This window comes from Agromyces litoreus, from assembly GCF_040496015.1.
Lineage (GTDB): Bacteria > Actinomycetota > Actinomycetes > Actinomycetales > Microbacteriaceae > Agromyces > Agromyces litoreus.
Map to the genome: position 1 here is coordinate 1 of NZ_JBEPKA010000007.1, position 13768 is coordinate 13768.

The window sequence follows — 13768 nt, forward strand, 5'->3', positions numbered from 1 at the left end:
GGACATGATCGCCCGTCAGCAGCCGCTCGAGACCGGGTTCGGCTATCGCACCACCGCCGCGGAGGTGATCGCCGGCCACGACCTCGCCGGGAAGCGCGCCATCGTCACCGGCGGTTACTCCGGCCTCGGGATCGAGACCGTCAGGGCCCTCTCCGACGCCGGCGTCTCGGTGCTCGTGCCGGCGCGCCGCCCCGACGCGGCCGCCGCGGCGCTCGACGGCGTCTCCGGCGTCGACGTCGCCCGGATGGACCTCTCCGACCTCGAGTCCGTCGCCGCCCTCACCGCCTCGGTGCGCGACGACGGCCGGCCGATCGACCTCGTCATCAACGTCGCGGGCGTCATGGCCACGCCGCAGGGCACGACGGCGCAGGGCTGGGAGCTGCAGTTCGGCACGAACCACCTCGGCCACTTCGCGCTCGTCGGCGGCATCGCCGGCCTGCTCGCCGACGGCGCCCGCGTGGTCTCGTACTCCTCGACGGCGCACTACCGCTCGCCCGTGCGCTTCGACGACCTCGGGTTCGAGTCGACGCCGTACGACCCGTGGGTCGCCTACGGGCAGTCGAAGAGCGCGAACGCGCTGTTCGCGGTCGGGCTCGACGTACGGGGCGAGTCGCGCGGCATCCATGCGTACTCCGTGCACCCGGGCGGCATCCTCACCGAGCTGCAGCGCCACATGCCGCGCGAGGAGCTCATCGCGCGCCAGTGGATGGATGAGGAGGGCAACGCGAACCCGCTGTTCAAGACGCCCGCCGAGGGCGCGTCGACCGGCCTCTGGGCGGCCACCGCACCCGAGCTGGCGTCGCGCGGCGGCATCTACGCCGAGGACTGCGCGATCAAGGGGGTCGTGCCGCCGGACCACGCGGACCCGCGGTCGGGCGGAGTGAAGGAGTGGGCGATCGACCTGCCGTCGGCCGAGCGCCTCTGGGAGCTCTCGGTCGAGGCGACGGGGCTCGACCCGCTGGCCTAGGGACGCTCACCTCGCCGGACGCCCTCACGGGCGCCGCGATCACCGTCGCGGCGTCCACCCCGGCGGCAGCGGGCCGTCGATCGCGGCGCGTACGGCGTCGGCCTCGGCCGACCATCCCTGCGCGGCATCGGTCGCCTCGAAGCCGCCTCGCGCGACGCGGAAGCCGACGTCCTCGTGGTGCATCCGCGGCGCTCCCCCGCGGCGGGTCGACGCCCGCACGCTCCACGCGTCGTCGGCGAAGCCGCCGCCGCGGAACACGCGGTACTCGTCGTAGCGGGCGGGATCGAGCAGGTCCCAGCACCACTCCCACACGTTGCCGAGGGTGTCGAAGAGCCCGTTGAGGTTCGGCAGCTTCGCCCCCACGTCCTGCGGCGCGCCCACGCCGTCGGCACTGGTCCACGCCACCTCGGGCAGCGGGCCGTAGTGCGACTCGCGCGATCCCGCCCGGCAGGCGAACTCCCACTCCGCCTCGGTCGGCAGCCGGAACCCGTCGGCATCGACGTGCCAGGTGACGTCCTCGCCGTCGAACGTGTAGACGGGGTCGAGGCCCTCCCACTCCGAGGCGGCGTTGCAGAAGCGGATGGCGCGCAGCCAGCTCACGTCGGTCGCCGGGCGTCGCGGGTGCGTCGCCGTCTCGCCGAGCAGCTCGGCGAGCTGCTCCTGCGTGACCGGGTAGACGCCGATCTCGAACGGCTCGAGGTCGACGCTCCAGCGCACCTTCCGACGCGCGTCGTGCAGGGTCACCGTGCCGGCGGCGATCCGAGCGAGCTCGATGTCGGTCACCGCGGCAGTATCGCACGCGGTCCCGCACCTCCTCGTCAGCCGGCGGTGGCGACCACCCAGGATGCGACGCGCTCCAGCAGGCCGGCGTCGGTCGGCTTCCGGATGAGCTTCCGGTACGCGGCGAGCGACGGCCTGCCCGGGTCGGTTCGCAGCAGGTGCGTGAGGTCGGCCGGGCGCTCGGTCTCGACCGGCCCCGCGGCCGCCGCCGCGATCCGCTCGAGGTCATCGGGGTCGACCTGGAGGTCCTTGCCGCCCGTGATCGCGAGCACGGGCGCGGCGACCAGGGCGAGGTCCCGCGGCGGGTCGGACTCGAGCAGCTCCCGATGCCACTTCGCGTTGATGCGGCGACCCTGGATGCGGATGACGTCCGCCGTGCTCGACCGCAGCCGCTCGAGGGTGCGGCGCTGCTGTGCGAGCAGGTCGATCCGGAACAGCCGCACGATGAACGCCGCGAACGGGGGGAGCGCCCCCGCGACCTGCTCGGCCTGCCAGGCGAGCATCTCGGCGCCGGTGACGCCGGGCGTCGCGAGCAGCACCGCGCCCGCGAGGCCGGAGTCGTCGGCGGCGACGCGAGCGGCGATGATGCCGCCCTCGCTGTGCCCGACGACGAACACCGGGCGGCCGGGGAATCGATCGCGGAGCGCGGCGAGCGCGGCCGCGGCATCCGCGACGTTGTCGCCGAGCCCGGCCGCGAGGAAGTCGCCGCCGGACGCCCCGATGCCGCGCTTGTCGTAGCGCAGCGACGCGACGCCCGCGTCGGCGAGCGCGTGGGCGAGGTCGCGCGAGACGCCGAGTCGCATCCGCTTGTGGTCGCTGTCCCGGTCGACCGGACCCGAGCCGGGGATGAGCAGCGCCGCAGCGACGGGCGCGTCGGCGGGCTCGGCGATGGTGCCGACGAGACGCACGTCGTCGGCGGCGGCGAAGCGGAGCTCCTCTTCGGCGGCCCGGATCCGGACCTCGGGTGCGGTCATGCGTTCCCCTTTCCGGATCCCATTATTCTCATTTCTGAGAACGTTGCAACCCGAGGGTCAGGCGTCCTCATCGGGGATCAGCACCGTCGAGAGCACGCGGCGGCGCCGACCCGCCCCCGGGCCGAGCTCGCCCCATCGCGCGGCGAGCCGGCCGAGCTCGCCCAGGAACTCGTCGAGCTCGGCGTCGGTCAACCACAGCGCCCGATGCCGGTACCCGACGCGGTCGGCCTCGAGGTCGACGTCGCCGCGGTCGACGTAGGCGTCGAAGCTCGCGAGCAGGCCGGCGGTGAAGGCCGCGAACGCCTGCCGGTGCTCCTCGGGCCGCATCGCCGCGAGGGCGTCGGCGTCGACCTGGGCGGCGTCGGTGCGCAGCTCGTAGGTGCGCTCGGTCGCCCCGCGCACCTGCCGCTCCGACACGACCTCGAGCACGCCGGCGTCGGCGAGCGTGCCGACGTGCCGGTAGAGCGTCGCGGTCGCGACATCCGGCAGGTCGGCGGCGAGCTCGGCGGTCGTCAGCCGACGCCCGCCGAGCAGCGAGCGGATGATGCGCATCCGCACCGGATGCAGGATGAGGTCGGCGGAGCCGTTCGCGCGGGCCATGACCCGATGATCCCACCACGGCGCCACGATGGCGGGCGCGCGCCTTCCCCAGCGTCGCCGGGCGGTGCGATGATGCGGGACATGGCGGAGACCGTCGACCAGTACATCGCCTCGTTCCCCGACGATGTCGCCGAACGACTCGCGCGGGTGCGCCGCGCGATCCTCGCCGAGGTCCCCGGTGCCGAGGAGCGCATGCGCTACGGCATCGCGGCGGTCATGCTGGGCGGCCGATACGCGCTGCACTTCGCCGGGTGGAAGCGGCACATCGGCATCTACCCCGTGCCCGCGCTGCCGGAACCGCTCGAATCCGAGGTCGCGCCGCGCCGATCCGGGAAGGACTCCGTCGTCCTCCCCCACTCGGAACCGCTCCCCGACGAACTGGTCGGCCGCATCGCGGCGGCGATCGTCGCGGCCCGCGCGACCGACCCGGCGTGACCGCGACCGGCGACCGGACACGCCTGAATCCGGCGGCCTGAGGCGCTCCCAGCCGCAGGCGCCCGGCGCGGTGCTACGTTCGGAGGACGAGGACGTTCGGGGGCGATCGCCATGCTGCTGGTGGACCTGAGCCAATATCTCTGGGTCGTCTGGCTCATCCTGATCTTCGTGTTCGTGATCATCGAGCTGCTCACGCTGGAGTTCACGTTCCTGATGCTCGCGTTCGGCTCGGTCGCGGGCCTCGGAACCGACCTGCTCGGCTGGCCGTGGTGGGTGCAGTTCCTCACGGCCTCGATCGTCTCGGTCCTCCTGCTGCTCACCATCCGCCCGCTCATGCTCCGGACGATGCGGCGCGGCGCCGACCTCACGCCGAGCAACATCGCGGCGATCGACGGGATGCCGGGGCGCGTCGTCTCGCCGGTGAGCGCCACCGGCGGGCTCGTGAAGCTCGCCAACGGCGAGACCTGGACGGCGCGCCTGGACCTCGACGCGGGCGACCGGGTTCTCGACACCGGCGACACCGTGCACGTCGTGCAGGTCGACGGCGCCACCGTCGTCATCGCACGCGGCGACCGGCACCCGGCCGACCCGCCCGCACCAGACCGAGGCACCACCACCTGATTCGAGGAGCGACGCATGATCAGCATCGACGGGTTCGTCACCCAGATCTTCATCGTCGTCCTGTTGATCGTCATCGGGATCTTCGTCCTGGTGGTGCTCATCCGGGCGATCCGGATCATCCCGCAGGCCTACGCCGGGATCGTCGAGCGGCTCGGCCGGTACCACAAGACGCTCACGCCGGGGCTGAACATCCTGGTGCCGTTCATCGACCGCGTGAAGCCGCTCGTCGACATGCGCGAGCAGGTCGTGTCGTTCCCGCCGCAGCCGGTGATCACGGAAGACAACCTCGTCGTCTCGATCGACACCGTCGTCTACTTCCAGGTCACCGACGCGCGGGCCGCGACGTACGAGATCAACAACTACCTCGGCGCCGTCGAGCAGCTCACGACCACGACCCTCCGCAACGTGGTCGGCGGGCTGAACCTCGAGGAGACGCTGACCAGCCGCGACAACATCAACAGCCAGCTGCGCATCGTGCTCGACGAGGCCACCGGCAAGTGGGGCATCCGGGTCTCCCGCGTCGAGCTCAAGGCGATCGACCCGCCCCACACGATCCAGGACTCGATGGAGAAGCAGATGCGCGCCGAGCGCGACCGCCGCGCCGCGATCCTGACCGCCGAGGGCACCAAGCAGTCCGCGATCCTCACCGCGGAGGGGCAGCGCCAAGCCGCCATCCTCCAGGCGGAGGGCGACGCGAAGGCGGCGGTGCTGCGCGCCCAGGGCGAGGCCGAGGCGATCCTCACGGTCTTCGACGCGATCCACACGGGCGACCCCGACCCGAAGCTGCTCGGGTACCAGTACCTGCAGATGCTGCCCCAGCTGGCCGAGGGCGCGTCGAACAAGCTCTGGATCGTGCCGAGCGAGCTCACCGAGGCGCTCAAGGGCATCGGGCAGGCGTTCACGCCGCCGAGCGGCGGCGACCCGAAGTAGGGGCCGGGCCACCGGCGCCGTTCGGTGGCCGCCGGAGCCCGCCGCATTCGGCCCCGCCCGGCAATAACGTTGTGTGCAATTGAATTGCGTGCAATACTGCTGGCATGGTCGTGACCGATGAGATGGTGTGCTTCTCGCTGTACGCCGCATCCCGCGCGGCGACCCAGCTGTACCGCAGCCTGCTCGAGCCCTGGGGCCTGACGTACCCGCAGTACCTCGTCCTCGTCGCGCTCTGGCGCGAGGGCGAGCAGACCGTCTCGTCGCTCGGCGACCTGCTGCAGCTCGACTCCGGCACGCTCTCCCCGCTGCTGCGGCGCATGGAGCAGGCCGAGCTCGTCACCCGGGCCCGCAGCTCGGCCGACGAGCGCGTCGTCACCGTCGCCATCGGCGAGCGCGGCACCGCGCTGCGCGCCGAACTGGCGCACCTGCCGTCGGCCGTCGCCGAGGCGGCGGGCGTCCGGGAGGGCGATGCCGAATCCCTGATCCGCACGCTGCAGCAGGTGACGGCGTCCATGCACTCCGCGGCGGCATCGCCCGGTGCGGCCGCCGCGGCATCCGGAGCGTCCCGCTGACCCGGCCCGAGGCCGACCGGCCCCGGACGCACGAACCGAACACCACGAACGAAAGGAGCCGCTGCATGCGCGCCCTCATCCACTCCACCTTCGGCGAGCCCGGCACGGTGCTCGAGGTCCAGGAGCACCCGCTCCCCGAGCCCGGACCCGGCCAGGCCCGCGTGCGCACGCTGCTCACGACGATCCACAACCACGACCTGCTCACCGTGAGCGGCGACTACGGCTTCACGCCGGAGCTTCCCGCCCGCGCGGGCACCGAGGCCGTCGGCATCGTCGACGCCGTCGGCGCCGACGTCGCGAACGTCGAGGTCGGCCAGCGGGTCGTCACCGGCGGCACGTTCGGCGTGTGGGCCGAGTACTTCGTCGCGGATGCCGCGGGGCTCATCCCCGTGCCCGAGGGCGTGACCGACGAGGCCGCCGCGCAGCTCGTCTCGATGCCGTTCAGCGCCGTCAGCCTCATCCACTCGCTCGACCTGAGCGAGGGCGACTGGATCGTGCAGAACGCGGCCAACGGCGCGGTCGGCCGGATGGTGGCGCAGATCGGCGCCGCGCGCGGCCTCAACGTGGTCGGGCTCGTGCGCCGCGCCGAGGGCGTCGACGAGCTCCGTGAGCAGGGCATCGGCAACGTCGTCGCGACCGACGCGGAGGGGTGGCGCGACGAGGTCGCCGCCCTCACCGGCGGCGCGCCCATCGTCGCCGGCGTCGACTCGGTCGGGGGCGCGTCCACGGGCGAGGTCGCGTCGCTCCTCGCGGAGAAGGCGACGCTCGCCGTCTTCGGCGCGATGCACTCGCCGACCATGCAGATCGCCTCGTCCGACGTGATCTACAAGCAGCTCACGGTGAAGGGCTTCTGGGGCAGCCGCGTGAGCCGCGACATGGACGCTGCGACCCGCTCGATGCTGTTCGGCCGGCTCATGCAGCACATCCTCACGGGCGAGCTGACCCTGCCGGTCGCCGGCATCTTCGCGCTCGACGAGATCGGCGACGCCGTGCGCGCGAGCCGGACTCCGGGCCGCGTCGGCAAGGTGCTGCTGCGCCCGTAGCCGGTGCCGCGGCGCCGCGGACGGTCGGAGCCCGACCGTCCGTGGCGCCGGGTCGGCGCGCCGGGTCAGCGGGAGGCGCGCTCCCCGCGCAGGCGCGCGTCGAGCGCGTCGAGCGCCATCCGCCAGCCCGTCTCGCCGGGCGATCCGGCCGGCACGCCCAGATGCGTGAGCACCAGCGCAGTGCGCTCGCCGTCGCCGCGGAACTCGACCCGCACCTCGGTGGGGTCGTTCGGCCCCCCGGGCGTCGACACCGCCTCGCCGCGCTCATCCGAGATGAACTCGGTGTAGGCCAGTCGCTCGTGCGGCACGACGTCGAGGTAGGTCCCGGAGAACCACATCGATCGCGGCCCGTCGGGCGTCGGCACGTCCATCCGGATGGTGCGCGTGCCGCCCGGCCGGACGTCGAACTCGACCACGGTGATGGTCGAGCCGGTCGGGCCGTACCACGCGGCGAAGTGCTGCGGATCGGTCCACATCTCCCACACCGCCTCGACCGGCGCGTCCACGTCGCGCTCCAGCACGATGGCCGGAGCCTGCTCGGTCATGCCGTTCATTCCCGTTCCCCCTCCTTCGCGGATCGCAGGTGGGCGAGGTAGTCGTCCATGCGATCGAGGCGCGCCGTCCAGACGGCGCGCGTGTGCGTCGCCCAGTCCGTGATCTCGTCGAGCATCTCGGCGTTCAGCGCGCACGGCCGGAACTGGGCATACCGTGCGCGGGTGACCAGGCCGGCCTGCTCGAGCACCTTGATGTGCTTGGAGATCGCCGGCAGCGACAGGTCGAACGGCTCGGCGAGCTCGCCGACCGCCGCCTCTCCCTGCGCCAGCCGCGCGACGATCGCGCGGCGCGTCGGGTTCGCGAGCGCCGCGAACGCCTCGTCGAGGCGGGTCGTCGAGGACATCACGTACCTTCCGATCTGGTTAATTAACTGATCAGGAAAGTACGCTCCCGGTGTCCGGATGTCAAGGGTCGCGAGACGGGTGGCAGACTGGGCCGCAGCGACACCACGATCCGGCGAGGAGCACGACTGCAGTGATCACCGACGCGGCGCGGGAGTTCCTGGCCGAACGCCACCTCGCGACCCTCTCGACACTCGGGCGCGACGGCCGGATCCACTCCGTCCCCGTCGGGATCACCTACCGCGACGGCATCGTGCGCGTGATCGGCAGCCGCGGCTCGCAGAAGTTCCTCAACGCCGAGCGCAGTGGCCGGGCGAGCGTCAACACCGTCGACCGTGCGCGCTGGATCAGCTTCGAGGGGCCGGTGCGCATCCTCACCGACCCGGAGTCGGTCGCCCTCGCCGTCGAGCTCTACGCGGCCCGCTACCGTCAGCCCCGCCCGAACCCCGAGCGCGTCGTGCTCGAGCTCACGGTCGAGCGCGTGCTGGGATCCTCGGGGATGCGAGCGGACTGAGCCGGCCGCCTCGGGGTCGCGCGTGCGACGGCGTCGCGCGGCGTCAACCCGCCCGCTCGGGCGGCGGCGGCGGCGAGAAGAGTCCGCAGTCCCCCGGCGTCTCGGTCGGCAGCGACCCGATGTCGACCGGAAGATCCTGCACCGGCGCCCACCCGAGGTCGGACCCGGCGCTCGAGACGTCCCACGGGGACAGGGACCGGGCCCGGCGTGCACGAGGTCGTGCGCGCCGGGCCCGGCCCGTCGAGGCTACTTCTCGATGACGTCCGTCGCCGGCGACCCGTCGAGGTTGCGCGCATCCGAGCGGTAGAGGATCCGCTGGTCGCGCTTCGGCTCGTTGTCGTCGCGCGGCAGGTGGTTCGACGTGATGTTCGCACCCGACAGGTCGATCTGGTACCGACCCTTCTCGTACGGGCCGACCTCGTCGGCCGACTGCTCCGAGGCGAGCAGCACGGGCGCGATGACATCCGTCACGTACCAGCGGTTGCCGGACGGGTCCTTGCCGAAGTCGGCCAGGCGGTCGACCTTCTCGAGGACGCTGTCGGCCACGAAGTAGGTGCCCATGAAGCCGATGTGGCTGACCTCCTCCTTCACGGTCTTCTTCAGCGAGATGTTCCCGGTGACCACCGTGTCGCTGTAGTGACCGCGGCCGAACAGCGGGTCGTCGAGGTCGGCGCTGCCGATGTCGACCATGAGGGTGAACCCGCTGTCGATGCCGGTCAGGTTGTGCACGCGGACGTTCCGGATCTCCTTCGAGTGCGGCTTGATGTAGAGCGTCGTGAATCCACCGCGGTTGGTGAGGTCGGAGACCTCGATGTCGTGCATCGCGCCCACGTCCGGGCCGGCACGGTTGAGGTGGTCGGGACCGCTGCCCGGCTCGAGCCGGAGCGTCACACCGCCCTCCGCATACAGGTCGCGGAGGTTCAGGTGGCTGCCGCAGAAGACCTGCGAGAGGCCGTAGCCGGTGTGCGTGTGGAAGGACTCCGCGTTCTGCACGACGCCGTAGTCCGGGCACCGGTCGAACGAGAGGTTGCGCACGGGCACGTCGTCGACGAGCTGCGCGCCGACGAACGTGTCGCTGTCGGGGACCATGAAGACCGACGGCAGGAGCGTGTAGTTGTCCTGCACGCTGAAGTTCGAGATCGCGAAGTTGCGCACCATCGCGAGGAGGAACGCCGCGGCCGGGTCGTTCGGCTTCTTGTGCGACATGTCGATCGTGAACTTCTGCGTATTCTTCGTCGACGTGACCTCGACGTTGACGACCGTCGAGACGCGCCCGGACTCGGCGGCGGTCGTACCGCGGCCGGCGTTGAACAGGACGTCGTCGGTCATCTTGAGCACGGCGTCGGGGTCGATCTCGAGCCGCGTGTTCGAGCGGAGCAGCAGCATGCCGAGCTCGTAGTGCCCGGCGGCGAAGCGCACGACGCCACCGGTGGTCTCCTCCGACGCGGCGTCGATCGCGGCCTGGATGGCCGCCGTGTCGTCACCCGGGCCGACGAGGGTCGGCTCGTCGTCGTGGACGTAATTGGTGAAGGTCCCCACGACGTCGCCGATGCTGCCACCGTCGCCGATCGCGGCGGTCTCGCCGTAGAGCTCGTACGCCTCGGGGATCGTGTACAGGCGGTAGCCGCCCGGACGGATCTCGGCGATGTCCTGCTCGCCGGGGACGTCCTGCCCCGGCGGGATGCCGTCGTTCGCCCAGGCCGCTCCGGCAGCCAGGCCTCCGAGCGGGAGCAGCGCGAGGGCCAGGACGCCCGCCCCGGCCGCTCGTGTGCGCCGCGTGGCGCTCGTGTGCTTTCTCGATCGCATCATTGCGTCTCCTTCGCATCGTCGCGATTGTGCGTATTTTGCACAGCCATGTTCATTTTACGCGCAGGATGCTCGCATGGCTACGGTTGTCCACAGATCCGGCCGAAGATGACGCCGGGCGACTCGAGCGGGCACCCGCACGCACGACATGCCGATTGCGGCGATCGCGGCGAAGGACCCGGTGTATGCACCGCGCGGAATGCGTCCCGCGCCCGACGACGCTGCCGGGTCAGCGGTCGATGGCGGCGAGGTGCGCCCGCACGGTCACCTCGGCCTGCGGCGTCGCCGCGGCACCGAACTCCGCGCAGACCCGGGCGGCGATCTCGGAGGCTGACCGGGCGCCCGAGCCGACCGCGTCGCGGACCAACGCGTCGATCCGCTCGACCTCCGCGGTCGAGCGGGCGAGCGCGTCCGCCGCGTCGGCGCGGTCGAGGACGGTCCCCTCCCAGGCCGGGTTCTCGTGGGCGAGCACGAGCACCTCGGGGGCGAGCGCCGCCATCCGGTCGAGGCTCCGCCGGTACGCGGTGACGTCGACGTAGTACGGGATGCCGGTGCCCTGGCCGGGAACGCCCGCGAAGGGGACCCCGGTGCCCTGCACGGCATCCCCGGCCACGAGCACCCGATCGGCGGCGCGCCACATCGCGAGGTGACCCCAGGTGTGGCCGGGCACGTGCAGCGCCGTCCACTCGCGACCGCCGACGGGGAACGGCTGCCCGTCGAGGACGCCCGAGACCTCCGGGACGCCGGCTGCGGCCGGGATCGCCGCCGGGATGCCGGCGCGCCGGAGCGCCCGCCCGAACAGGTCGGGCCGGATCACGAAGCCGCACTCCGCCACGTGCGCGTGCACCTCGACGCCGCCGCCCTGCACGAGCCGCTCGAGGCCGCCGGTGTGATCGTGGTGGAAGTGCGTGCAGACCACGTCCGAGACCCGGGGCAGCCCGTGCCGGGCGAGTGCGCCGACGAGCGCGCCGGCGCCATCCGCCGTCCCTGCGTCGACGAGGGTCGTGGTCTCGCCGACGAGCGCGACGCTCCGCGTCGACAGCGTCGGCGACATCGGGATCGCGAGGACGAGGACGCCCTCGGCGACCTCGCGCGCGCTCACGTCGCCGGCCCCGGGCACCGTCATGCCTCCGGCGGCGGCGTGAACGGAACCGTGAACCCGCCCGCGAGCACGCGGTCGCGACCGCCGTGCTGCTCGATGAGCCGCGCCTGGTCGGCGCGGGCACGGCGATCCACCGCCTCCGGGTCGATCGCCGAACGGAGCCGGGCGATCAGGTCGGCCAGCCGCCCCGCGTGGGCCGGGTCGCCGGCCAGGTCGCGCAGCTCGTCCGGGTCGTCGTGGAGGTCGAAGAGCTGCGGCGGCTGCGTCGGGTAATACAGCAGCTTCCAGCGCTCGTCGCGCAGCTGGTACGCGGCGGACGACGCGCCCAGCGCGTGGTACTCGCTGAACCCGCCCGCGAGGGTCGTCGGCTCGCGGTCGGAGGCCGGCAGCACCGGACCGGCGAGCGGCCCGGAGTCCACGCGCTCGTCGGCGACCTCGAACCGATCGAGCACGGTCGGGTAGATCGAGGTGAGCGACACCGGCTGCGCCACGCGTGCGCCCGCCGCGTACCCGGGGCCGGCCGCGATCAGCGGCACCCCGACCGACTCCTCGTGCAGGTGGTGCTTCCACCAGAGCCCGCGTTCGCCGAGCGAGACGCCGTGGTCCGAGGTGTAGAGCACGGTGGTCCCGCCGTCGTCGAAACCGCGCTCGTCGATGGCGGAGAGCACGTCGCCGACGAGGTCGTCGGCGAGCGTGCAGAGGGCCAGGTACGCCCGGCGCGCCCGGCGGACCTCCTCCGCCGAGAACGCCTCGTCGACGCCCATCACGCGCCGCATCTCGGCCACGTACGGATGCTGCGCCGCATCGACCGGCGCCGGCAGCTCGATCTCGACGTCCTCGTAGCGGTCCCAGTACTCCTGCGGCACCTTCAGCGGATGGTGCGGGGTCGCGAAGGACACGAGCAGCGCCCACGGCCGGTCCGCCGGGGCCTCGGCGATGAACCGGCGCGTCTCGGCGGCGACCCGGCGGTCGAACGCGAGGTAGGGCGACTCCCCCACGCCGGCCTCCCGCACGAGGTCGGCCAGTGCCGGTCGCGCCGGCATGTCGTCGCGCACGAGCGAGTAGATGTCGCCGACGCCGTCCGCCACGTCGAGCGGCTCGACGACCTCGGAGAATCCCGTGTCGTCCTCCGCCGAGCGGAAGTGCATCTTCCCGATCACCGTCGTGGGCACGCCGGCGTCGCGCAGGGCGTGCGCCCAGCCTCGCGGCTCGCCGCGGTACGGATGCGCGTTGTCCCACGCGCCGATCTCGTGCACCGGCCGGCCGGTCATGAACGACGCGCGCGACGGCACGCAGATGGGCGAGCTGCACGACGCGGCCTCGTACGTCGTGCCACGGGCCGCCAGCGCGTCGAGGTTCGGCGTCTGCACGACCGGATCACCGTACGCGCCCGATGCCCGTCGCGCGTGCTGGTCGGTCATGATCACGATCACGCGCGGGGCGCTCGCGGACCGGCTCATGCGATGCTCCCGACCGTGACGCGTGCGCCGGTCGCGGCGGAGCGGTACATCGCCGTGACGGTGCGCAGGGTCTCGAGCTGATCGGCGGCCGACGTGCGCGGCGTGCGGCCGTCGCGACGGCACGCGAGGAAGTGGTCGAACTCCTCGTCGAAGCCCATCGACACCTCGCCCGGCGGCTCGAACCGCAGCCCGGCCACGGTGACCTCGCCGCTCAGGATGTCGGCGTCGACGGTGCCGTCGGTGCCGAACACGGCCTGGCGGAGCACCCGCGCCCCGGCGCGATGGCTCCGGCCCGTGAGGGTGAGCGACCCGATGACGCCCGAGCGGAAGCCGACGACGGCGGCCAGTTCGTGGTCGAGGAACGGATCGCCGTCGCCCGAGGCCTGCGGGCTCGTCGCATCCACCCACTCGATCTCGCCGAACAGCGAGCGGCCGAGCGAGACCGCATGGGTGCCCGCCTGCATCAGGTAGCCGCCGCCCGAGCCCCGCAGGTCGTAGTTCCAGCCCGGCTGGCCGCCCTTCGGCAGGCGGTGGTCGCTCTCGTGCCGAGACGACCAGAGCTGGATGTCGCCGAGCGCCCCGTCCTCGACGAGCGAACGCAACGCGGACCCGGCCGAGCTGTAGACCCAGTTCTCGGCGACCATCATCGTGCGCTCGGGCGACGCCGCGGCGCGGGCGGCGACCGCCGTCGCATCCTCGAACGTCGTCGCGAGCGGCTTCTCGAGGATCACGTCCTTGCCGGCGTCGAGCGCGGCGTGCACCTGCGGCCGGTGGAGCGTGGGCGGGGTGCACAGGTCGATGACGTCGACCCCGGCGTCGTCGAGCACGGCGTCGAGGTCGGTCGTGTGCCGCGGAACGCCGAACCGCTCCGCGACCGCACGCGCCCGGTCGGCGTCGGCGTCGACGATCGCGACGACCTCGACGTCGGTGCGCCGGACCAGGCGCGGCAGGTGCACGTCGGTGCCGATGAGCCCGGCGCCGACGAGTGCGAGACGGGCGGGCGAGGTGGGTGGGGTCGTCATGTCGGGTGTTCCGATCCGGCCGCCGGGCGGCCAACGTGCGTGCGGG

General features: G+C 72.7%; 16 protein-coding genes. 7 read left to right on the plus strand and 9 right to left on the minus strand.

Annotation, left to right across the window (positions count from 1 at the left end):
* On the plus strand, positions 1-967 hold a 967-nt coding region (locus tag ABME01_RS07045; RefSeq protein ID WP_353827667.1), incomplete at its 5' end, for an oxidoreductase.
* A gap of 39 nt (positions 968-1006) precedes the next feature.
* Here the strand turns inward: ABME01_RS07045 and ABME01_RS07050 are convergent.
* The 3 genes from ABME01_RS07050 to ABME01_RS07060 are packed head-to-tail and all read right to left on the minus strand — an operon-like array spanning position 1007 to position 3321.
* A complete protein-coding gene (locus ABME01_RS07050; RefSeq protein ID WP_353827668.1) occupies positions 1007-1750 on the minus strand; it encodes a formylglycine-generating enzyme family protein in 744 nt (247 codons plus the stop codon).
* Between the two features lie 35 nt (positions 1751-1785).
* Positions 1786-2721 carry an alpha/beta hydrolase gene (locus ABME01_RS07055; protein ID WP_353827669.1) on the minus strand — a complete coding sequence of 312 codons (936 nt, stop codon included), beginning with the start codon at positions 2719-2721 and terminating at the stop codon, positions 1786-1788.
* Between the two features lie 57 nt (positions 2722-2778).
* On the minus strand, positions 2779-3321 hold the full coding sequence (locus ABME01_RS07060; RefSeq protein ID WP_353827670.1) for a helix-turn-helix domain-containing protein: 543 nt from the start codon (positions 3319-3321) through the stop codon (positions 2779-2781).
* Between the two features lie 81 nt (positions 3322-3402).
* Here ABME01_RS07060 and ABME01_RS07065 point away from each other — a divergent pair, with 81 nt between their 5' ends.
* The 5 genes from ABME01_RS07065 to ABME01_RS07085 all read left to right on the plus strand — a co-directional run bounded on the left by ABME01_RS07065 (position 3403) and on the right by ABME01_RS07085 (position 6922).
* Entirely contained in the window at positions 3403-3756 is a 354-nt protein-coding gene (locus ABME01_RS07065) for an iron chaperone (protein WP_353827671.1), read from the plus strand.
* A 111-nt stretch (positions 3757-3867) separates the two neighbouring features.
* A complete protein-coding gene (locus tag ABME01_RS07070; protein WP_353827672.1) occupies positions 3868-4377 on the plus strand; it encodes an NfeD family protein in 510 nt (169 codons plus the stop codon).
* A gap of 15 nt (positions 4378-4392) precedes the next feature.
* Positions 4393-5307, plus strand: coding sequence for an SPFH domain-containing protein (locus ABME01_RS07075; RefSeq protein WP_353827673.1), 915 nt, complete (start codon positions 4393-4395; stop codon positions 5305-5307).
* Between the two features lie 104 nt (positions 5308-5411).
* Positions 5412-5879: a MarR family winged helix-turn-helix transcriptional regulator gene (locus ABME01_RS07080; RefSeq protein WP_353827674.1), complete on the plus strand. Its 468-nt coding sequence runs from the start codon at positions 5412-5414 to the stop codon at positions 5877-5879.
* A gap of 65 nt (positions 5880-5944) precedes the next feature.
* A complete protein-coding gene (locus tag ABME01_RS07085) occupies positions 5945-6922 on the plus strand; it encodes a zinc-binding dehydrogenase (protein ID WP_353827675.1) in 978 nt (325 codons plus the stop codon).
* 65 nt (positions 6923-6987) lie between these two features.
* On the opposite strand, the gene ABME01_RS07090 is transcribed toward ABME01_RS07085, so the two are convergent.
* Positions 6988-7476 (minus strand): SRPBCC family protein, encoded by a 489-nt coding sequence (locus ABME01_RS07090; RefSeq protein WP_353827676.1) that lies wholly within the window; start codon positions 7474-7476, stop codon positions 6988-6990.
* The gene (locus ABME01_RS07095; RefSeq protein ID WP_353827677.1) at positions 7473-7820 is read right to left on the minus strand and encodes an ArsR/SmtB family transcription factor; all 348 of its coding nucleotides are present in this window, start codon (positions 7818-7820) and stop codon (positions 7473-7475) included. Before ABME01_RS07095 ends, ABME01_RS07090 begins: the two co-directional genes overlap by 4 nt.
* A 131-nt stretch (positions 7821-7951) precedes the next feature.
* Here ABME01_RS07095 and ABME01_RS07100 point away from each other — a divergent pair, with 131 nt between their 5' ends.
* Positions 7952-8332: a PPOX class F420-dependent oxidoreductase gene (locus ABME01_RS07100; RefSeq protein WP_353827678.1), complete on the plus strand. Its 381-nt coding sequence runs from the start codon at positions 7952-7954 to the stop codon at positions 8330-8332.
* Between the two features lie 246 nt (positions 8333-8578).
* On the opposite strand, the gene ABME01_RS07105 is transcribed toward ABME01_RS07100, so the two are convergent.
* From ABME01_RS07105 to ABME01_RS07120, 4 genes are all read right to left on the minus strand, one after another.
* Complete coding sequence (locus ABME01_RS07105; RefSeq protein ID WP_353827679.1) at positions 8579-10141, minus strand: glycosyl hydrolase family 28-related protein; 1563 nt, start codon at positions 10139-10141, stop codon at positions 8579-8581.
* A gap of 226 nt (positions 10142-10367) precedes the next feature.
* The gene (locus ABME01_RS07110; protein ID WP_353827680.1) at positions 10368-11264 is read right to left on the minus strand and encodes an MBL fold metallo-hydrolase; all 897 of its coding nucleotides are present in this window, start codon (positions 11262-11264) and stop codon (positions 10368-10370) included.
* Positions 11261-12700 carry a sulfatase family protein gene (locus ABME01_RS07115; protein WP_353827681.1) on the minus strand — a complete coding sequence of 480 codons (1440 nt, stop codon included), beginning with the start codon at positions 12698-12700 and terminating at the stop codon, positions 11261-11263. Before ABME01_RS07115 ends, ABME01_RS07110 begins: the two co-directional genes overlap by 4 nt.
* Entirely contained in the window at positions 12697-13722 is a 1026-nt protein-coding gene (locus ABME01_RS07120) for a Gfo/Idh/MocA family protein (RefSeq protein ID WP_353827682.1), read from the minus strand. Before ABME01_RS07120 ends, ABME01_RS07115 begins: the two co-directional genes overlap by 4 nt.
* Positions 13723-13768: the final 46 nt, after the last annotated feature.

Coding starts and splice junctions, on each gene's coding strand:
- ABME01_RS07115 (WP_353827681.1), bottom strand. CDS start 12,700: ATGAGCCGGTCCGCGAGCGCCCCGCGCGTGATCGTGATCATGACCGAC.
- ABME01_RS07110 (WP_353827680.1), bottom strand. CDS start 11,264: ATGACGGTGCCCGGGGCCGGCGACGTGAGCGCGCGCGAGGTCGCCGAG.
- ABME01_RS07065 (WP_353827671.1), top strand. CDS start 3,403: ATGGCGGAGACCGTCGACCAGTACATCGCCTCGTTCCCCGACGATGTC.
- ABME01_RS07095 (WP_353827677.1), bottom strand. CDS start 7,820: ATGTCCTCGACGACCCGCCTCGACGAGGCGTTCGCGGCGCTCGCGAAC.
- ABME01_RS07085 (WP_353827675.1), top strand. CDS start 5,945: ATGCGCGCCCTCATCCACTCCACCTTCGGCGAGCCCGGCACGGTGCTC.
- ABME01_RS07060 (WP_353827670.1), bottom strand. CDS start 3,321: ATGGCCCGCGCGAACGGCTCCGCCGACCTCATCCTGCATCCGGTGCGG.
- ABME01_RS07070 (WP_353827672.1), top strand. CDS start 3,868: ATGCTGCTGGTGGACCTGAGCCAATATCTCTGGGTCGTCTGGCTCATC.
- ABME01_RS07055 (WP_353827669.1), bottom strand. CDS start 2,721: ATGACCGCACCCGAGGTCCGGATCCGGGCCGCCGAAGAGGAGCTCCGC.
- ABME01_RS07120 (WP_353827682.1), bottom strand. CDS start 13,722: ATGACGACCCCACCCACCTCGCCCGCCCGTCTCGCACTCGTCGGCGCC.
- ABME01_RS07105 (WP_353827679.1), bottom strand. CDS start 10,141: ATGATGCGATCGAGAAAGCACACGAGCGCCACGCGGCGCACACGAGCG.
- ABME01_RS07090 (WP_353827676.1), bottom strand. CDS start 7,476: ATGAACGGCATGACCGAGCAGGCTCCGGCCATCGTGCTGGAGCGCGAC.
- ABME01_RS07075 (WP_353827673.1), top strand. CDS start 4,393: ATGATCAGCATCGACGGGTTCGTCACCCAGATCTTCATCGTCGTCCTG.
- ABME01_RS07080 (WP_353827674.1), top strand. CDS start 5,412: ATGGTCGTGACCGATGAGATGGTGTGCTTCTCGCTGTACGCCGCATCC.